The following is a 19,866-nucleotide window of genomic DNA, read 5'->3' as shown; positions in this document are numbered from 1 at the left end:
CTTTAATACATTTACGCTTCCAACTTCAATGCATTTAGGTTTAGTGAAATTCAATTTTAAACACTTTAAAATACTTTTAAGGCGCATTATTGTGTGTCTGATTTTTCTATTCTTTGGTTTTCAGAGTTTTGGACAAACCAAAAATATAGACTCCTTAAAGCGTGAACTTGCCAAAGCACAGAGTGATAGTTTACGTAGTGATCTTAATGAGCAAATAAGCTACGAATTTTTATACCTCAAGCCAGATTCAGCAAAAAAATACATTAAGAAATCTTTAGAATTAGCGCTTTTAAATAATTATGAGCGTGGTATTGCAAAGGCATATAATCGTAACGGAACCTATTATGTGGTGACGTCGCAATATCCTTTGGCGATATTAGAGTTTCAGAAGGCGCTTCCGCTTTACAAAGCGCTTGAAGATAGTGTTGGGCTAAGTGAAAGTTACGGGAACCTTGGTGTTCTTGAGTTTTACCTAAGAGATTATGATGCAGCCCAGCAGAATTTTTATCGTGCAATACGATACATAGATACCGTTCAAAGTAAGGGGCAGTATATAAAATACATAACAAACTTAAGTGGCGTTTTTCGGGAGAAAAAGGTGATGGATAGTGCGCTATATTATGCCAAGAAAGCGGTAGGTTATATTGATGCAAAATCAGATTCTCGGGTTACCGCGGTCACATATTTCAATATGGGTACTGCTCAATTCTTCTTAGGAGATTATGATGAGGCTATCAAGAGTTTATCTTATGCGATTTCCAGAGAAAATATTCCGGTTCAGTTTGAGATCTTGTCACGGGGATATAAAGCGCAAAGTCATATATATCAAGGCGACCTTAATTTAGCCGAGAATGAACTTGAGGGGCTTGAGGAGCGTGCACTTGCTACAAAAGATCAATATGTGATTTTGGCCAATTATGAAGCGCAGCAAAAACTGTTTGAAGCAAAAAATATCGATAAGGAAGCTCTTATTTATGCCAAAAAATACATTGAACTCAATAACGAGATCCACAACAGAGAGCAATCAAATATTCTTCAAAATTTAAAAATACAGTTTCAAACGGAGCAGCAACAGTTTGAAAATGAGCTGTTGCGTAACGACTCTGAGCTTCAGGCCTTAAAGATCAAGCATCAGCGTTATGCCATTTGGGGAGTTACCTTGTTTATTTTCTTACTCTTGATTTTGATGTTAATTCTCTACAGAATGTATATCTATAAATCAGAGGCAAATAAAACACTTAAAAAGCAACAAAGCCTACTTAACGAAAGCAATAAAAGTCTTACGGAAAGTAACCATCAGAAGAATAATTTATTTTCTATAGTAGCACACGATGTTAAGAGTCCGGTGGCAGCGGTGTTAAGCAGTATCAATATGCTGCATACTAATTTTAAATCCTTTACACAGGAAGAAATAGAGATTTTAGCTGAAGAGTTGAAAAAGCAAACCTCAAACCTGTATTATTTAATTGATAGCGTTCTGGTTTGGGCCAAATCTCAAATGGATGGTTACAAGTTTATTAAAACAGAGTTGCGTCCTTACGAAGTGGCTAGAGAAGTTTTTGAGGCTGAAGAAGTCTTTATTGCAAAAAAGAGCATTAAGATTACCTGCGATATTCCGCAGGAGGATGTCATTGAATCAGATAGACAAGTGCTAACTGTGATCTTGCGTAACCTTTTGACGAACGCAATAAAGTTTACGCCAGAAAATGGTAACATAAATTTTAGTGCTACTAAAACTGAAAAGTTTTACAATCTATCAATTACAGACACTGGGGTTGGAATGACCAATGACGAGTTAGATCGTGTTCTAAAAAAGCAAGAACGGTATTCTGTAAAAGGGACCAATGATGAGTCGGGTAATGGTATTGGATTGATTTTATGTCAGGAAATTGCTCATAGATTAGGCGGAGAAATTACTGCACAAAGTGTAAAGAATGAAGGTTCTACTTTTACTTTACACATACCTCTCGTCTAAGAGTTTCTAGAGTTGTATCTTTAAATTACTACATTAGGTTTTATGAGTACACCGCTTAAAATAGTAGAATGTCCCAGAGATGCAATGCAGGGTATAAAGCAATTTATTCCTACAGAAGTCAAGGTGCAATACCTTCAGTCCTTGTTGCGCTGTGGTTTTGATACGTTAGACTTTGGTAGTTTTGTGAGCCCCAAAGCCATTCCGCAGATGGCTGATACAGCTGAAGTCTTGAGTAGATTAGACCTTAGCGCAACGCAGACCAAACTTCTGGCTATTGTTGCTAATTTGAGAGGTGCACAAGATGCGGTTAAATTTGAAGAGATCGATTACTTAGGGTATCCTTTCAGTATTTCTGAGATCTTTCAAATGCGTAATACGCATAAAACAATAAAAGAATCGGTGGTGATTCTTTCTGAAATTCTAGAATTGGCGGCTAAACATAATAAGGAAGTTGTGACGTATATTTCTATGGGTTTTGGTAATCCTTATGGTGACCCTTGGGATGTTGAAATTGTAGGTGAATGGACAGAAAAGCTAGCGGAAATGGGAGTTTCAATAATTTCGCTATCAGATACCGTTGGAACTTCAGAGGCGCAAACGATTGATTGTCTCTTCAGCGAACTTATACCGAAATATCCCCAGATTGAATTTGGTGCGCATCTTCACACAACACCAAGTCAATGGTTTGAAAAAGTCAATGCGGCTTACCAAGCCGGCTGCCGCAGGTTTGACGGTGCCATACAGGGATTTGGTGGTTGCCCGATGGCAAAAGACGAACTTACCGGCAACATGCCCACCGAGAAAATGTTGTCTTATTTTAATTCGGTTAAGGTAGATTCAGGAATTAGACCTATGAGTTTTGAGTCGGCGCATAATGAAGCGACTCGAATTTTTGAAAAGTATCATTAAACCCGAGTCGCATTCTATTTTAGAAATCTAAATATTAAAATCTATAGGCAATGCCAGTATTAATATTAAACGGCATACCAGGTCTTAGCCCAGCCGGAACTCGAGATACGGCGTATGTATTGTCAAGTAGATTGATGATGTTTCCAAAAACAGAAACCTGCTTGTTTATGTAATAGTGAGCCCCAAAATCAACCACAAAACTCGATGGAACCTTAAATTCTGTGGGAATTGTTCCAGTTCCAGCTTGTGTGCGAAAGGCATCGGTATATCGCCCACTCAGACTTAAATCAAATTTTTTATGTGTAAGAGAAGCTGTTACCGTAAATTGATTTTCAGCAATATAAGGGATTTCATCTCCCTTAGTAACATCACCGTAAATAGCGTCACTACTTTCAAAACTAGTTTGAAATTCACTGTTTGTATACGTGTAAGCAAAAGTTAGCGGTAGGTTTATACTCGCAGAACTATTATAAAGAATATCATAGTTAAGTAAAACTTCTAAACCGTTTACAATTACTTTACCTGCATTAAACTGGTCTAATGTTCCTGTACCTCCCGAAGCTGCAAGATCACTTCCTAGGAGGTTGCTGTAGTCATTATAAAAACCTACAATTTCACCATTCAGACCTCCTATAAGAAAACGAGAGCCCAGCTCATAGTTAACACTTTCTTCTGGTTTTTGACCATCAGAACTTCCTGGAGGTGCAAAGCCCTTATGAATACCTCCAAAAAAGGAAAGGTTTTGAGAAAATCTATAATTAGCACCTATTCCGGGAATCCAAACATCAACGGTGTTTTCTCGTGTGGCTAAATCAATTCCGGTTCTATTAGCGTCTTCTTTACCAAAGTCTTCGCGACGCAATTTGATATACTCATAGCGTAAACCGGGTGTGAGTGTAAGTTTATCAAATGTGATTTTATACAAGGCGTGTGCGGCAAGTGCATCTGCACTTGCAACTCTGTTAGCATTAGAACCTTTAATGGCTACTGTTGTCCGTTTCATTTCTCCATTTTGGATAGCAAAACGGTCTTCCCATTGAAAACGATCTTCTTCATCTTGATGAAAACGTAATCCTAATTCTAAGGATTGTACATTTTGGGTTCCCCAAAAGAATTTTCCTACGGTTTGTATTCCCTGTGAATAATATTTACGATTATTGGCTTTGACACCAAATGCATCTTCAGGAGTATCATTGTCGCCTTGAAGTGCATTGTATTCTGCAAGATACTCCTGTGGGTTAGAAAGTATTTTACTTATGCTTACGCCGTCAGTTAACGTAACATCGTCTAGTTTATACCAGTTACGCTTAAAGTTATTTCTATAAATAGTTGTACTTAATTTAAATCCTGAGGGAAGTTTTAAAATGTGATTCAGCTGATATTGGCTGTGTTCAGCATTCATTTGATCTTTCTGAGATGCTGCGTATCTGCGGAAGGGATCTTCGGAAAAATCATCGTCAGTTAAACCAAGATAAGTTTCATTACTGGTTTCTTCTGAAAATTGAATTTTAGCAGTAATCGCTTGAAAAATTTTGGCATCAGCTGAAGTATTCCATCTAAATTTTCCTAGATAATCACTTTTATCAAATCCGGTATTACCTCCGCCGTCAAGTGATTTGAAACCGTCTGAATTGTAGTTGTAATATTCTGTGTTCCAGCCAAAATTCTTGTAACTATCACCCACGGTCGCTTCGGTAGTTCTACTGTTATAATTTCCTATTGAAAAGCGTGCCGCTCCAGAAAAATCAGTTGGAATTTTCTTTGATATCATATTGATCGCACCACCAGTGGTATAAGGACCATATTGAATTTGACTACTACCTTTAAGAACCTCGACGGCCTGCATTCTACCGATAGTTGGAAAATAATAAGCAGATGAAGCACTATATGGAGCAGGTGCGATAAGAACGCCATCTTCCATTAGTGTGATGCGTGCACTTCGTTCTGGTGATGAACCGCGTAAACTTATATTAGGTCTTAATCCAAAACCATCTTCTTCATAGATGGAGACTCCAGGAACGGCACGTAATACTTTGTTTACGTCAGTATAGCTGAATTTTTGAAGATCCTTTGAGGATAAATAATAAGCTGAACCTGTTTTATTCTTTACTTCAAACTTGCTTCCTAGAACAGCATTGGACAAAAGAATCTCTTGAAGTTCTTCTCTATCAGTTGAATCTTGCTGCTTCGTCGGTGTTACTTGCCCTTGAGTATTAATCCCCGTTATTAGCAATCCAATAAAAATGAGGTACTTTTTTTTCATTATTATTATTATTTAAACTATATAAAAATTACGCAAATCTAATACTAGCTTAGGAAATAGACAAAATTTATTTAGACTTAGTTCAAATAGTATTTTATTAATTCTGTGACTATAATCTATAAGCAAGTGTCTATTTCAGATTTTAGCAGTATATTTGCACGCAATTAAATCCTAATTGCAATGACAGCTCACGAAACAAAAATACTTGGAGAAGGTCTTACCTACGATGACGTACTCTTAGTTCCGGCGTATTCAGAAGTGCTTCCACGCGAAGTGAATATTCAGTCAAAATTTTCAAAAAACATCACGCTTAATGTCCCAATTGTATCTGCAGCGATGGATACGGTGACCGAATCAAGTATGGCAATTGCCATTGCTAGAGAAGGTGGTATTGGCGTACTGCATAAGAATATGACGATTGAGCAGCAAGCGGTTAAAGTGCGTCGTGTAAAACGTGCCGAAAGCGGTATGATCATCGATCCTGTTACTTTAAACCTTGACGCACAAGTAAAAGATGCCAAGCGTTTAATGGCTGAGCATAGTATTGGTGGAATTCCAATCGTTGACCAAGAAGGGCATCTAAAAGGAATTGTGACCAACAGGGATTTACGTTTTGAAAAGGATAACGAGCGTGCGATTGTCGAAGTAATGACTTCAGAGAATCTTATCACTACAGCTGAAGGTACTTCTTTAAGTCAGGCTGAAGTGATCCTTCAAGAGAATAAAATCGAAAAATTACCGGTTGTAACTAATGACAACAAGCTCATTGGTTTAATTACATTTAGAGATATAACAAAACTTACGCAAAAACCAATCGCAAACAAAGACACTTATGGTCGTCTGCGTGTTGCAGCAGCTGTGGGTGTTACCGCAGATGCTGTAGAGCGTGTTGAAGCTTTGGTTAATGCAGGTGTTGATGCTGTTGTTGTTGATACAGCGCACGGACATACCCAAGGTGTTGTTCGCGTATTAAAAAGTGTAAAAGAAAAATTTCCGGGTCTTGATGTTGTGGTAGGAAATATTGCTACAGCCGATGCGGCTAAATATCTTGTAGAAGCTGGAGCAGATGCCGTAAAAGTGGGAATTGGTCCAGGATCAATTTGTACAACACGAGTTGTTGCCGGTGTTGGTTTTCCTCAGTTTAGCGCAGTTTTAGAAGTTGCAGCAGCCCTCAAAGGAACAGGAATCCCGGTTATTGCAGACGGTGGTATTCGTTATACAGGGGATATTCCTAAAGCGATTGCCGCAGGAGCAGATTGTGTTATGTTAGGTTCGCTTCTTGCAGGAACGAAAGAGTCTCCGGGTGAAACTATTATTTACGAAGGAAGGAAGTATAAAACCTATCGCGGAATGGGGTCTGTTGAAGCGATGAAAACCGGTTCAAAAGATCGTTACTTCCAAGATGTTGAAGACGATATTAAGAAATTGGTTCCAGAAGGTATTGTGGGGCGTGTTCCTTACAAAGGAGAATTGTTTGAAAGTATTCATCAATTTGTAGGTGGGTTAAGAGCCGGAATGGGATATTGTGGTGCTAAAGATGTAGAAGCGCTTAAAGAAAATGGTCGCTTTGTAAAAATCACTTCAAGTGGTATTCACGAGAGTCACCCACACGATGTTACAATTACTAAAGAATCTCCTAATTACAGTAGATAATTAATTAGAGTTCAAGAATAAAAAAAACCGGTAGCATTTGCTACCGGTTTTTTTATTGACACCGCCAAAGGGTTTAATACTCCGAGGCTTGCATCGAAATTGAAAATTTGTTTCCAAGCAATGCCTCATGGACTTGCCCTGAGGTAGTTTATTTCGAAGATTCTGAAATCTAGTTTTGAGTAGGCAATTGCGTTTGTTGTTGCTGCCCTTGTGTTTTTAAAGTAACACCTAGTTTGTCGGCTACAGCTTGTGTTAGATCGTGTTCCGGATCAAAATAAGCAACTCCAGAGCTTAGTGTAAATACTTGAGAATAGTTTTGTTCTTGTGCAACTTGATTCAGTGCTTGTCCTACTTTTTGATATAGGGGTTGCATTAATTCATTTTGTCTTATTTGAATTAAACCTTGCGAGTTTTGTCTAAAACGCTGAATGTCTTGCTCCATTCCTACGATTTCTTCTTGCTTTGTTTTTTTATCTTCTTCAGTAGCGGTAGCTTCGGCATCTTGATAAGCTTTTACAGCAGTTTGATACTTGTTTACAAGATCTTTAAATTGCTTATCCAGTTCAGCACCATAGGTTTCAAGATCCTTTTGTACTTGGGCAACTTCGTCAAGACTAGAAATAACCAGATCACTGTCAATAGTTCCTACTTTATTTTGTGCTAAAGCAGATAAGCTTATTAAAAAAGCTACTAGGGGTAAGAATAATTTTTTCATTTTCAATTTAGTTTAGCCTTTTTAAGAGGCGATTAATGTAATTTGAATTAAATTCTTCAAAAAACTACGCGCAAAGATATAAAAGCTTGAAAGCTATCAAAGTATTTTTTAATGGCTTGGCTGGTTTACAAATTTAATTTAGCCTAAGCTAAAAGCAGTTACTTTAAAACTTTTTACTTCAATCAATCACAAAACTCACCGCGATGAGGTTTAAGAGCATCGCGTACTTCAGGCATTTCTTCTTTAGAAACAATTAGAAAAGCAATACTGTATAAATCAGATTTCTTTTCTACGCCGGTCGCGTTATTTTCTAGTTGATGCGCTGCAGTGTATTCTTCTAAATGAATGACGTGGTGTTTTGCAATTTGTAATGCATCAGGACCTCTAAAATCCCAGATGAGTTTAATTTTTTGATTCATATCAAGCAATTTTCAATTCTTGTGCCAAAATAAAATTTTAAGTTGCAAAGATACTTGCAGAGATCGAGTAAATAGTTAGAAACGGCTACAATCCTTCGGTTTTACATCAAAGTATGTAGGTTGAAAAGTTCTCCTATATATTTTCTAATTTTGCAATCTTTAAAATGATGCAACATTTGATATGAGCTGAAGTCTTTGTTGTTGACGTTTATACCTAGCAATAAACTATGTTGAGTTTCCGAAGAGGTTTTCTTTTGATTATGATCCTGCTTACGCTACCGGTTTCCTGTGATCTTTTAGGATCAAAGGTGCCAACTGGTAAGCCTGTTGCTCGTGTGGGTAATGCTTTCTTGTACGAAGAAGACATCGCTAAGCTCATAACTCCTGAAATGTCTGCAGAAGACAGCACGACTCTGGTGAATAGTTACATCAATCGCTGGGCTACAAAGCGTTTACTTGTAGACAATGCGCAGCGCAATATTACACTTGCAGAACAAGACCGTCTTAATAATCTTGTTGAGCAATATAAACTTGATCTATTTTCACAGGCCTACAAAGATGCGTTGGTTGCTCGTAGTTTAGACAGTACGATTTCTGATGCGCAAGCACAGCAATTCTATTTAGAGAATAAAGAGAATTTTAAATTGAATGAAGCCTTGCTCAAATTTCGGTATCTGGAAATGGGTGATGCAGATTATAATATAGACGAAATAAAAAAGCGCTTTACCCGGTTTGATGCTGAAGATAAACGTTATTTAGACTCTATTTCGGTTCAGTTTAAGGCACAATATTTGAACGATTCGACTTGGATAAGTCTAGATAAAGTGATCGCGAGAATTCCTCCGGTAACCATAGAAAATAGTGCGCCGCTTTTAAATAAAACCGAATTTACGCAACTGCGTGATTCATTAGGATTATATTTGATCGCTGTAAAAGATCGCTTAGATCGCAATGATGATGCGCCGCTAGATTACGTTTTACCTACGGTAAAGCAAATTCTTCTCAACAGAAGAAAATTAGAATTGATTAAACAGTTAGAAAAAGACATTACTAAGGATGCAATTAAAAACAAACAATTTGAACTTTATAACTAAAGCATGTAGCCTGCTTCTTTTTTGCAGTGCGTGGGCAGGGTTAAATGCACAAGAAATTATAGATACTTCGGTTTCAGAAAATACTTCGCAAGAAGAAGAGCAGCCGCTTACTTCAGGTACTACTTTTAAAGTAGATGGGGTGGCAGCTGTTGTTGGTGAATATGTGATCCTAGAAAGCGATATTCAACAATCTATTGAGTCGTTAAAGCAACAAAAAGTAGAAGGTCAAGATTTATCAACTTGTAGTGTGATGGATAAACTTATGGAAGATAAGTTGTATGCACACCACGCGGTTATTGATAGTGTAATGATTAACGAAGAGCAAATACGCTCATACACGCAACAGCAAATAGATTACTTTGTCAACCAGTTGGGTTCAGAAGAGAAGGTTTTAAAATTCTATCGAAAAGAAAAAATGAGCGATTTGAAAAAAGAGCTTTTAGAATTGAACCGAAATCAAGAGTTGGCTAAGGCAATGCAACAAAATATTGTTGAAGAGATCGAAGTGACCCCAGAAGAGATCAGATCGTATTATAAAGAATTAGAAGAAGATGGTTTGCCACAGTTTGGTGTGGAATTAGAAATCTCAAAAATTCAAATTATCCCAGAGGTTCCACAAGAAGAAAAGCAAAAGGTTATCGATCAATTAAACGGTTATCGTAACGACATTCTTGAAAACGGAAGCAGTTTTGCTACCAAAGCGGTGTTATGGTCTGAAGATGAATCTACACGTGGTGATGGAGGTCTTATTAGAGACGTTGATCGTAAATCTCAGTTTGTAAAAGAATTTAGAGACGTAGCTTTCAGCCTTCAGGAAGGTGAAGTAAGTAAGCCTTTTGAGACTGAATTTGGTTACCATATCATTAAGGTGGAAAAAATTCGTGGTCAAAAAATCGATTTGAGACACATTTTAAGAATTCCGAAAGTGACTTCAGCAGCAGAGGCAGCAGCCAAAGATAAAATTGAAAAGATTAGAAAGCGCATTGAAGATGGAGAGATCACCTTTGCAGAAGCTGCTAAGGAATTTTCAGATGAAAAGGAAACAGCTAGCGATGGTGGTATAATGATCAATCCAACCACTCAGGATCGAATGTTTGAGCTTAAAAACCTGCCTCCAGAATTATATCCTAAGGTTCAAAACTTAAAAGAGGGTGAGGTTTCAATTGCGTTCAACAATCCAACGCGTACTGGTAAAACACGTTATGAGATTTATACGGTTTCAGATCGTATCGAAGAGCACGAGGCAGATTTTGCTATCGATTATGTGAAGATTAAAAACTTTGCGCTTCAGGCAAAACGCATCAAAGCCATCGAGAAATGGCAAGATGAAAAAATTGCTGAAACCTATATCAAATTAAACGGAGATTATAGAAATTGCGAGTATAGTAGCAACTGGGTAAAACAATAATATATGTCAGACGCTAAGGCAATTGATGCGCTTGTAACTCGATATAAAGATCTAAAGAAAGAAATAGGCCGTGTAATCATTGGGCAAAATGAGGTTGTAGACCAAATTATAATTTCAATTTTTTCTGGAGGGCACGCATTATTGATCGGTGTTCCGGGATTGGCCAAAACGTTAATGGTAAATACCATTGCTCAGGCCTTAGGATTAGATTTTAAACGCATTCAGTTTACACCAGATCTTATGCCTAGTGATATTGTAGGGGCAGAAATTCTTGATGAATCGCGAACATTCAAATTTCTAAAAGGGCCTGTTTTTGCCAATATTGTTTTAGCAGATGAGATCAATAGAACCCCACCTAAAACCCAGGCAGCGCTTTTAGAAGCTATGCAGGAAAAAGCGGTCACCGTTGCCGGAAAGCAATATCCACTTGACAAACCGTATTTTGTATTAGCAACCCAAAACCCGATCGAGCAGGAGGGGACTTATCCTTTACCGGAAGCCCAGTTAGATCGTTTTATGTTTGCGATCAATTTGGTCTACCCAACTTATGAAGAAGAAGTTGCGATTGTAAAAGCAACGACTACTGAAAAATCTGTAGCTGTTGAGGCGCTTTTTTCAGCAGAAGATATTGTTTCTTATCAGCAGTTAATACGACGTATTCCGGTTGCTGATAATGTGGTTGAATATGCAGTAGCTCTCGTAGGAAAAACCAGACCTGCTGAAGACGCTGCGCCACAAATAGTGAAAGACTATATTGATTGGGGAGCTGGGCCAAGAGCTTCTCAAAATTTAATCCTAGCAGCTAAAACGCACGCAGCCCTCAATGGAAAGTATTCCCCCGATATCGAAGATGTACAAGCTGTTGCTCAGGGCATTTTAGGGCATCGTCTGATCAAGAACTACAAGGCTGAAGCAGAGGGGTTAACCCTTAAAGAAATCATAAAAAGTTTGCTTTAAGCTAATATAGAAAGGCTCTAAATAATTTTCAAGAAGAGATTTTTATTAACATTTGTCTTGTAACTACCTAATTATCATAATTAAGCAACGAAATCGATATATATCAAGTTGAATTTGCAATAAATTTAGCTTTTGTTCTAATTGCCTTAATCTATACATAGTCTTCTTATTTTCTGCGGTTTTTCGTAATTTTAGCGCCGCTTCAAAGCGCAATTAATTTACAAATTCAATTAACTAAAACTTAGATATGGCATTTGATATCGATATGATCAAATCGGTTTACAGTAAAGTAGCAGAGCGTGTTGATGCTGCTCGCGAAATTACCGGTAAGCCTTTAACACTGGCAGAAAAAATATTATACTCTCACCTTTGGGATGGTAAAACTGATAAGGCATTTGTACGTGGTAAAGACTACGTAGATTTTGCTCCAGATCGTATCGCTTGTCAGGATGCTACAGCTCAAATGGCGCTTTTGCAGTTTATGCAAGCAGGTAAGAAAGAAGTTGCAGTGCCTACTACGGTTCACTGTGATCACCTTATTCAAGCGAAGCAAGGAGCTCAAAAGGATTTAAAACGTGCAAATGAAACAAGTAATGAAGTATTTGACTTCTTAGAATCTGTTTCAAACAAATACGGAATTGGTTTCTGGAAGCCGGGTGCAGGTATCATTCACCAAGTAGTTCTTGAAAACTATGCTTTTCCTGGTGGTATGATGATTGGTACTGATAGTCACACCGTAAATGCTGGTGGACTTGGTATGGTCGCTATTGGTGTTGGTGGTGCAGATGCTGTTGACGTTATGGCAGGAATGCCTTGGGAACTTAAGTTTCCAAAATTGATCGGTGTTAAATTAACCGGTGAATTAAATGGATGGACTGCTTCTAAAGATGTTATCCTTAAAGTGGCAGGTATTCTTACCGTTAAAGGTGGTACCGGTGCTATTGTAGAATATTTTGGACCTGGTGCAAAAAACCTTTCAGCAACTGGTAAAGGAACCATTTGTAATATGGGTGCTGAAATTGGTGCTACAACTTCAACATTTGGTTACGATGAGTCTATGGAGCGTTTCTTACGTGCTACAGACCGCGCAGATGTTGCAGATGCAGCAAATGAGATCAAAGAATACTTAACAGGTGATGATGAAGTATATGCTAATCCTGAGCAGTACTTTGACGAAGTAATTGAAATTAACCTTTCAGAATTACGTCCACACCTTAATGGTCCTTTTACACCAGATTTAGCTACTCCAGTTGGAGAGCTTGGTGAAAAAGCGGCTAAAAACGATTGGCCAATTAAAGTGGATTGGGGATTGATTGGTTCTTGTACCAACTCATCTTACGAAGATTTATCAAGAGCAGCTTCGATCGCACAGCAGGCCATCGATAAAAAATTAAAGCCAAAGAGTGATTTTGGTATCAACCCGGGATCTGAGCAAATTAGATACACTGCAGAGCGCGACGGATTATTAGAAGTTTTTGAAAATCTTGGTGCAACGGTATTTACAAATGCTTGTGGACCTTGTATCGGTCAATGGGATCGTAGCGACCGTAAAGGGGAAGAAAAGAACACGATCGTTCACTCGTTCAACCGTAACTTCTCAAAGCGTGCAGATGGAAACCCAAATACACATGCTTTTGTAGGATCACCAGAAATGGTAGCTGCAATAGCGATTTCTGGTCGTTTGGATTTTGATCCACTTAATGACACTCTTCTTAATGAAGATGGAGAAGAAGTTAAATTGGATGTACCTGTAGGATTAGAACTTCCTACAAAAGGTTTTGCTGTTGAAGAAAACGGTTACTTAGCACCTACCGAAGATGGTAGTTCTGTAGAAGTAATTGTTGCTTCAGATAGCGAGCGCCTAGAGTTATTAACGCCTTTCGTTCCGATTAAAGACTCAGAATTGAAAGAGGTTAAACTCCTTATCAAAGCCTTTGGAAAATGTACTACAGACCATATCTCTATGGCGGGACCTTGGTTACGTTACAGAGGTCACTTAGACAATATTTCGAATAACTGTTTAATTGGTGCAGTAAATGCATACAATAAGAAAACTAATTTTGTAAAAAGTCAGTTGACAGGAGAATACGGTGGTGTGCCAGATACACAACGTGAGTATAAAGCCAAAGGAATTAAAACAATTGTTGTGGGAGATCACAATTATGGTGAAGGTTCTTCTCGTGAGCACGCGGCTATGGAGCCTCGTCATCTTGGGGTTGCAGCTGTACTCGTTAAGTCTTTTGCACGTATCCACGAAACAAACCTTAAAAAACAAGGGATGTTAGGATTGACTTTTGCTAACGAAAATGATTATGATTTGATTCAGGAAGATGATACATTCAGCTTCTTAGATATCGAAGAATTTGCTCCAGATAAGCCATTAACTATCGAAGTTACTCACGCTGACGGAAGCAAGGATACTATTATGGCAAATCATACCTATAATGATGCTCAAATTGCATGGTATCGTGAAGGTTCTGCTTTAAATCTTATAAAGAAGCAAAACGCATAAGCTTATTTTTAAGTTGAATTAAAACCAAATCACTACTCGTGGTTTGGTTTTTTTTATTGGTAACTTCAACGAGTTTAATACTGCGTCCCGATAGTTATCGGGATGTCTTGAAATAAAAAGTTTGTTTCTCACGAAGGCTTCTTTGTATCTAGGTAGTTTTTCTATTTTTATTAAAGAAATGCTATTTAGATTTCAGTATAGTCCTAACTATTCATTTAAAATTTTTGAAGTCTATTTGCGTTATGCATTTTAGAAACAACATTAACTAAAAAAATCTATGAGAAAATTTAATGTAATACTATTGGCTGCTTGCTTAGCAGTTTTGTCATCATGTTCAGGAGATGATACGGTTGCACGATCTACAGTGACTGTTGATATTTCTGGTCTAGAACGTTTGGAGAATGGAGCTCAGTATCAGGCTTGGATCAGTGACGGAGTTGATCTAACTCCTTTGGGACGTTTTACAGATGTGGATTTTCCTAAAACATTTGAAGCACTAACTGGCGAAGTAGATAATGCAACTCAATTTTTCTTGAGTGTTGAGCCGGGAAATGATTCTAGTCCGGCAATTAGTGAGTCTATTTTATTAAGTGGAAATTTTGTGGGTAATGCTGCGACGGTTGATGTTACACAGACGTTTGGTTCTTACACAAGCGCTTCTGGTCAATTTGTATTACAAACACCTACAGATAATGTCTCTACTAACGAAAATAGTGGTTTGTATTGGTATATTCCTTCTACAGGTCAGCCGGGATTAAAATTACCAACATTACCTTCAGGTTGGAAGTACGAAGGCTGGGTTACTGTACCGGGAGCCAGTGGAGATGTCAATTTGTCGACAGGTAGATTTACCAATGTAAATAACGCAGATGAATCAGATCCATTCAGTCTAAACATAAATCCAGCTCCGGATTTTCCGGGAGAAGATTTTATCAATGAAAATGTGCTTAGTGCTTACGGTGTGAATACGTTGCCTAATCTTTTGAATAAACAGGTGTTTATAACCATTCAGCCTATATTTGATAATAGCAGTACTGGAGCTTCAATTGCACCTTTTGTACTGCGTCCATTAGTGGGTACAGTTACTCAAGAAGCAGGTTCTGGCATAACAAATACAATGCAGATCAATACGGCTTCTTTTCCAGTTGGAAGAGTTACTAAATAAGAAAGTCTAAAATCTATCAAATAAAAAAATCCTGGCATTATCCAGGATTTTTTTGTTTGATATTGATTACGCTTTTTATACAAGCTTGTTTATTTTTTCTATAAGCTTGCTCATATCGCTTTGTAGCTTATCTACTTGACTCTCTAAGTGCTGTACGCGTTTATTAGCGTCCATATCTACAACATTTAGCGAACTTGTAATTTTACCGCGAACGACTAAAACTTCAAGAATATTTTCCATGTCATAGCTTATACTTTCATATTTGCTATTATCACTTATAAGAATGAGTGCATTGTTGGGTAAATCCTTCTTAATCCGTTTTGTTAAAACTGATTTTGTGGTAACAATTACCGCAACAGAACCGTCCAGAATCTCATTTAAATCATCTGTGTGTTGTGTGATAAGGATGTCACCGTGCATTAAAGTGGGGGCCATACTGTCTCCTTCAACTTCAAAGAGTTTTTGACCTTGAGCAGGCTCATAACCGGGCAATTTGAACATGTCTAAGGTAGACATCCATTGCTCATTATCACGGTTCTCGATAAAACCTGCACGTGCTTCAACGTTAATGAGCGGTACAAATCCGTTAGAAGAACTCATCATTATAGAATTATGAGAGCCTTTTAAAATACGATCTGTAGGAACGCTATAAAGTTTACTAAGGGTTAAAAGGTGCTCTGTGGTGATCGAGTTTTGACCATTTTCAATTAATGAATAAGCGCCTTGAGTAATGCCGAGTTCTTCGGCAACTTTTTTTTGAGAAAGCGAGGAGCTTTCCCGAAGGGTTTTAAGTTGTTTTGATATTGACATTATAGATAAGGTTTAGGGAACATCTATTAATTTCAAATATAAAGATTAAAACAAATTGTATTGTTTATAATTATATTTTTTCGTGAAATTTATTTTAAATCAAAAAAAGCCACTAAAATTATTTATAATTTAATGATTCAGTTAAATATATGATATTTATTTAACATTGAAGCTTTTTGTTTGTGTAAGATAATACGTTTTAAATCCTTATAGGATAAGTAATTAGTCGAAGAAGAGCGAACAGTCGTCTAATTACCGCAAATTGAGTTTTTTTAAAGTTAGCACTTTGATTTTCATAGCGCTTCTTTTAGGCGCCTAAAATGTTTATTAATTTGTGTATAAGAACTATTAAAATTGATGTTTTGAAAAAAGATAGAAATGCTATTTTTGCCTATGCAAAATAACGTACTCATTCTAGATTTCGGATCGCAGTATACCCAATTGATCGCAAGACGTATTCGGGAACTCAATATTTTCTGCGAAATTAAACCATTCAATAACTTACCTGAAGATTTGAACAGCTATAAAGCGGTCATTTTATCGGGTTCTCCATCATCTGTGCGTGCAGAAAATGCACCTCATCCAGATTTATCTCAAATACGTGGTAAAAAACCATTACTTGGGGTTTGTTATGGAGCGCAGTATTTGGCACATTTTCACGGAGGAGAAGTTGGCCAATCTAATACCAGAGAATATGGTAGAGCTAATCTTTCTATGATCAAAGAAGGTGAAGCTTTTTTTGAAGGTGTAGAGGTGGGTAGCCAGGTTTGGATGAGTCATAGTGATACTATTAAATCTTTACCGGAAGGCTCTGTGCGGTTGGCGAGTACGCACGATGTAGAAAATGCAGCATACCGAATAGGCGGGGAAGAAACTTACGCGATTCAATTTCATCCAGAAGTTTATCATTCTACAGACGGAAAGAAAATCTTAGAAAACTTTCTTATCAATATAGCTCAGGTTGAACAAACCTGGACACCAGACAGTTTTGTTGAAAGCACTGTAGATGAACTCAAAAATAAAGTAGGTACAGATAAAGTCATTCTTGGCTTGTCAGGAGGTGTAGATAGTTCTGTAGCAGCGATGTTATTGCATAAAGCTATTGGTAAAAACCTTCACTGCATTTTTGTTAATAACGGTTTGCTTCGAAAGAACGAGTTTGAAGACGTTTTGAAGCAGTATGAAGGAATGGGGCTCAATGTAAAAGGTGTGGATGCTTCGGCACGTTTTCTAGATGCGCTTGCAGGAAAAAGTGATCCGGAAGAAAAGCGTAAAACCATAGGTCGTGTATTTATTGAAGTTTTTGATGATGAGGCACATATGGTTGAAGATGCAAAGTGGCTTGCGCAAGGAACCATTTATCCAGACGTTATTGAGTCTGTTTCTGCTACAGGAGGGCCTTCAGCAACGATCAAGTCGCATCATAACGTAGGAGGTTTACCAGATTTTATGAAGTTAAAGGTTGTTGAACCTTTACGTATGCTTTTTAAAGATGAAGTACGTCGTGTAGGAGCTAGTATGGATATGAGTCCTGCATTATTGGGGAGACATCCTTTTCCGGGGCCGGGTCTTGCCATTAGAATCTTGGGCGATATTACTCCAGAAAAGGTGCGTATTTTACAAGAAGTAGATGCAATCTTTATTAACGGATTACGCGATTGGGGGCTTTATGATCAAGTTTGGCAAGCGGGAGCAATGTTACTTCCTGTAGACTCTGTTGGTGTAATGGGAGATGAGCGTACTTATGAAAAATGTGTTGCGCTACGAGCAGTAGAAAGTACAGATGGTATGACAGCAGACTGGGTAAATCTACCTTATAATTTTCTGCAAAAAGTATCAAATGATATAATAAATAAGGTTAAAGGCGTTAATAGAGTAGTCTATGACATCAGTTCTAAGCCACCGGCTACGATTGAGTGGGAATAGTCAACTTTTTTGATTTGCTTTAAACATTTATACATCAATACCTCATAATCTTATGAGGTATTGATGTAAAAAATAACTACAATGAAAAACATCACAATTCTTTTCGTTTTTATTTTCGTGGTCTTTAGCTGTTCGAGTATTGGGCAGCAGCAATATGCCAGTCATCAAGTGCGTGAAGGGGAGACAGTATCTACTATTGCCAATAAATATAATGTTACTGTTTACGAGATTTATCGGCTCAATCCTGAAGCTAAAGCTAAATTGTACCCTGGTCTAGTTCTTATTTTACCAGGAGGCAAATCAGCTCCCGGTGGTTCAGAACTTTCTGCAGACGGTAAATTTGTTTTGCATACCGTAGCAAAGGGCGAAACGCTCTACAAGCTTTCAAAGAAATATGACGTAAGTGAATCTGAAATTAAGCGTTACAATAAGCATTTGTATAGTGCCGAATTGAGAAACGGAGAGATCGTTAAAATACCCAACAAGAATGAAGTTGCAGCTGATGAAACTGCAAAGCCTGCATTAACGAAGCGAAAACACGTAGTAAAACCAAAGGAAACCAAATACGGTCTGGCTTCTATGTATGGGATTACTATTGAAGAATTGGAGCAGATGAATCCGGAGATTTCTGATGGTCTACAAATAGGTGACATCATTAATGTTCCAGACAAATCTTATGCTAAGGATGCTGTTCTTGAAGAAAGTAAATATGGGTTTTATGAAGTAAAGCCGAAGGAAAATTTTTACAGACTTACAGAGCGCTGGAATATGACCGAAGAAGAACTTATTGCATTGAATCCTGCATTGGTTGATGGTCTCAAAAGCGGAATGATTTTAAAATTACCAAAAGAAAAATTAACAGGTGCATCGGCAGTGACTGTAGAAGGGCAAGCTGTGAAGTTAGCAGATAATTTGGTAAATAGATCTACCAAAAATATTGCGGTAATGCTACCCTTTAATTTACGTAAAACAGTAGTAGATACCGGTGATGTTCGCAAACAGGTTTTAAAAAACGACCGGGTGATGAATATAGCTTTAGATTTTTATAGCGGTGTTCTTATGGCTGTAGACTCGGCAAAAGCACTTGGAATATCAACAAAGCTAGTAGCGTTTGATACCGAATATTCCCGAGCAGACGGTAAAGCCGGTAACGATCGAAAAGTTGAGGATATCATACGTTCTAATGACTTTTCTAACATGAATGCGGTTATTGGCCCGCTTTTGACTTCAAACGTGGAGAAAGCGAGTCAATTACTTCGTGAACGCGCAATACCTGTAGTTTCTCCAATCGTACCTGACGTGGCGATGCGATCAAACATGTTTCAGTCCAGACCTGACGATGAGATTTTAAAGCAACAGATGATGCAGTTCATCAAACTGGAAGGTAAGGGGAAAAATATAGTAATCGTTGCAGATTCCAAGCACCTTAAAGAACGAAATGAGCTAACAGCTTTATATCCTGATGCTCGTATCGTGTATCCAGAATCTTCTGATAACGGATCTTATTTAAAGGCGAGTGATTTGACAGATAAGCTTTCAGAAACAATCGAAAACTGGGTGATTCTTGAGTCAAATGATGTTGCACTTATAAGTAATACAACGACCAATTTATCTACCCAGCTTGCAGATAAAAAGATTACCTTATTAACCACAGATAAGGGTTCAGCATATGAGAGTGATGATGTTTCAAATATTACCCTGATGAAACTTAATTTTCATTTCCCATCAGTTGATCGTTCTTACAATGAAAAGCACGCTTCTTTTGTTGAGGCGTACTCAAATAAATACGGTTATGTACCTAATAGTTATGCAGTACGTGGCTACGATATCACTTTTGATACTATTTTAAGACTGGCAGCCTCTGAGAGTTTGTACGACGCAGCAGATGCAGGTTATTTGACGCAGTATGTAGAAAATAAGTTCAATTATGTGCAAGATCCGGTATCTGCAGGATATTTTAATACCGCGGCCTATATTCTAAAATACGGTGAGAATTTAGAAGAGATTGTGGTGGAGCTTCCGGTAGAATCAAGCGAATCTTCTTATTTAAAAAATTAGAA

14 protein-coding genes are annotated in these 19,866 nt (G+C 37.7%); 10 read left to right on the top strand and 4 right to left on the bottom strand.

The annotated features are described in order from the left end of the window. Positions 1-28: 28 nt before the first annotated feature. Both MED217_RS10400 and MED217_RS10395 read left to right on the top strand, forming a co-directional pair. Positions 29-1,975: a tetratricopeptide repeat-containing sensor histidine kinase gene (locus tag MED217_RS10400; protein ID WP_009780476.1), complete on the top strand. Its 1,947-nt coding sequence runs from the start codon at positions 29-31 to the stop codon at positions 1,973-1,975. 42 nt (positions 1,976-2,017) lie between these two features. Next, a complete protein-coding gene (locus MED217_RS10395) occupies positions 2,018-2,884 on the top strand; it encodes a hydroxymethylglutaryl-CoA lyase (protein WP_040532745.1) in 867 nt (288 codons plus the stop codon). A gap of 34 nt (positions 2,885-2,918) precedes the next feature. Here the strand turns inward: MED217_RS10395 and MED217_RS10390 are convergent, their stop codons facing one another. Beyond that, positions 2,919-5,147, bottom strand: coding sequence for a TonB-dependent receptor family protein (locus MED217_RS10390; RefSeq protein WP_009780474.1), 2,229 nt, complete (start codon positions 5,145-5,147; stop codon positions 2,919-2,921). A 180-nt stretch (positions 5,148-5,327) separates the two neighbouring features. Between MED217_RS10390 and guaB the strand changes: the two genes are divergently transcribed. Then, positions 5,328-6,800 carry an IMP dehydrogenase gene (gene guaB / locus MED217_RS10385; protein WP_009780473.1) on the top strand — a complete coding sequence of 491 codons (1,473 nt, stop codon included), beginning with the start codon at positions 5,328-5,330 and terminating at the stop codon, positions 6,798-6,800. Positions 6,801-6,969: 169 nt separating this feature from the next. On the opposite strand, the gene MED217_RS10380 is transcribed toward guaB, so the two are convergent. Together MED217_RS10380 and MED217_RS10375 are read right to left on the bottom strand one after the other, a co-directional pair. Beyond that, on the bottom strand, positions 6,970-7,515 hold the full coding sequence (locus tag MED217_RS10380; protein WP_009780472.1) for an OmpH/Skp family outer membrane protein: 546 nt from the start codon (positions 7,513-7,515) through the stop codon (positions 6,970-6,972). A gap of 182 nt (positions 7,516-7,697) precedes the next feature. Beyond that, on the bottom strand, positions 7,698-7,934 hold the full coding sequence (locus MED217_RS10375) for a hypothetical protein (RefSeq protein WP_009780471.1): 237 nt from the start codon (positions 7,932-7,934) through the stop codon (positions 7,698-7,700). A gap of 260 nt (positions 7,935-8,194) precedes the next feature. On the opposite strand from MED217_RS10375, the gene MED217_RS10370 reads away from it, so the two are divergent. From MED217_RS10370 to MED217_RS10350, 5 genes are all read left to right on the top strand, one after another. After that, the gene (locus MED217_RS10370; RefSeq protein ID WP_230199259.1) at positions 8,195-9,028 is read left to right on the top strand and encodes a peptidyl-prolyl cis-trans isomerase; all 834 of its coding nucleotides are present in this window, start codon (positions 8,195-8,197) and stop codon (positions 9,026-9,028) included. Beyond that, complete coding sequence (locus tag MED217_RS10365) at positions 9,012-10,436, top strand: peptidylprolyl isomerase (RefSeq protein WP_230199258.1); 1,425 nt, start codon at positions 9,012-9,014, stop codon at positions 10,434-10,436. The genes MED217_RS10370 and MED217_RS10365 overlap by 17 nt, the downstream gene beginning before the upstream one ends. 3 nt (positions 10,437-10,439) lie before the next feature. Then, positions 10,440-11,393 carry an AAA family ATPase gene (locus MED217_RS10360; protein WP_009780468.1) on the top strand — a complete coding sequence of 318 codons (954 nt, stop codon included), beginning with the start codon at positions 10,440-10,442 and terminating at the stop codon, positions 11,391-11,393. A 247-nt stretch (positions 11,394-11,640) separates the two neighbouring features. Continuing rightward, a complete protein-coding gene (locus MED217_RS10355) occupies positions 11,641-13,905 on the top strand; it encodes an aconitate hydratase (RefSeq protein ID WP_009780467.1) in 2,265 nt (754 codons plus the stop codon). A gap of 322 nt (positions 13,906-14,227) precedes the next feature. Then, positions 14,228-15,070: an anti-sigma factor gene (locus MED217_RS10350; RefSeq protein ID WP_195891560.1), complete on the top strand. Its 843-nt coding sequence runs from the start codon at positions 14,228-14,230 to the stop codon at positions 15,068-15,070. 75 nt (positions 15,071-15,145) lie between these two features. On the opposite strand, the gene MED217_RS10345 is transcribed toward MED217_RS10350, so the two are convergent. Beyond that, on the bottom strand, positions 15,146-15,880 hold the full coding sequence (locus MED217_RS10345; protein ID WP_009780465.1) for an XRE family transcriptional regulator: 735 nt from the start codon (positions 15,878-15,880) through the stop codon (positions 15,146-15,148). Positions 15,881-16,273: 393 nt separating this feature from the next. On the opposite strand from MED217_RS10345, the gene guaA reads away from it, so the two are divergent. Then, positions 16,274-17,806, top strand: a complete 1,533-nt coding sequence (guaA, locus tag MED217_RS10340) for a glutamine-hydrolyzing GMP synthase (protein ID WP_040533464.1) — start codon at positions 16,274-16,276, stop codon at positions 17,804-17,806. Positions 17,807-17,887: 81 nt separating this feature from the next. Continuing rightward, positions 17,888-19,864, top strand: coding sequence for a LysM peptidoglycan-binding domain-containing protein (locus tag MED217_RS10335; RefSeq protein WP_009780463.1), 1,977 nt, complete (start codon positions 17,888-17,890; stop codon positions 19,862-19,864). Positions 19,865-19,866: the final 2 nt, after the last annotated feature.

The organism is Leeuwenhoekiella blandensis MED217 (genome assembly GCF_000152985.1).
In the GTDB taxonomy this organism is placed as follows: domain Bacteria; phylum Bacteroidota; class Bacteroidia; order Flavobacteriales; family Flavobacteriaceae; genus Leeuwenhoekiella; species Leeuwenhoekiella blandensis.
The sequence above is the reverse complement of the archived record's forward strand: the minus strand, read 5'-3'. Positions and strand labels throughout refer to the sequence as shown.

What these genes read in the sequence shown, in the direction of transcription:
- guaB (WP_009780473.1), top strand. Translation starts at nt 5,328, where the DNA reads ATGACAGCTCACGAAACAAAAATACTTGGAGAAGGTCTTACCTACGAT.
- MED217_RS10360 (WP_009780468.1), top strand. Translation starts at nt 10,440, where the DNA reads ATGTCAGACGCTAAGGCAATTGATGCGCTTGTAACTCGATATAAAGAT.
- guaA (WP_040533464.1), top strand. Translation starts at nt 16,274, where the DNA reads ATGCAAAATAACGTACTCATTCTAGATTTCGGATCGCAGTATACCCAA.
- MED217_RS10370 (WP_230199259.1), top strand. Translation starts at nt 8,195, where the DNA reads ATGATCCTGCTTACGCTACCGGTTTCCTGTGATCTTTTAGGATCAAAG.
- MED217_RS10345 (WP_009780465.1), bottom strand. Translation starts at nt 15,880, where the DNA reads ATGTCAATATCAAAACAACTTAAAACCCTTCGGGAAAGCTCCTCGCTT.
- MED217_RS10375 (WP_009780471.1), bottom strand. Translation starts at nt 7,934, where the DNA reads ATGAATCAAAAAATTAAACTCATCTGGGATTTTAGAGGTCCTGATGCA.
- MED217_RS10335 (WP_009780463.1), top strand. Translation starts at nt 17,888, where the DNA reads ATGAAAAACATCACAATTCTTTTCGTTTTTATTTTCGTGGTCTTTAGC.
- MED217_RS10390 (WP_009780474.1), bottom strand. Translation starts at nt 5,147, where the DNA reads ATGAAAAAAAAGTACCTCATTTTTATTGGATTGCTAATAACGGGGATT.
- MED217_RS10380 (WP_009780472.1), bottom strand. Translation starts at nt 7,515, where the DNA reads ATGAAAAAATTATTCTTACCCCTAGTAGCTTTTTTAATAAGCTTATCT.
- MED217_RS10355 (WP_009780467.1), top strand. Translation starts at nt 11,641, where the DNA reads ATGGCATTTGATATCGATATGATCAAATCGGTTTACAGTAAAGTAGCA.
- MED217_RS10400 (WP_009780476.1), top strand. Translation starts at nt 29, where the DNA reads ATGCATTTAGGTTTAGTGAAATTCAATTTTAAACACTTTAAAATACTT.
- MED217_RS10395 (WP_040532745.1), top strand. Translation starts at nt 2,018, where the DNA reads ATGAGTACACCGCTTAAAATAGTAGAATGTCCCAGAGATGCAATGCAG.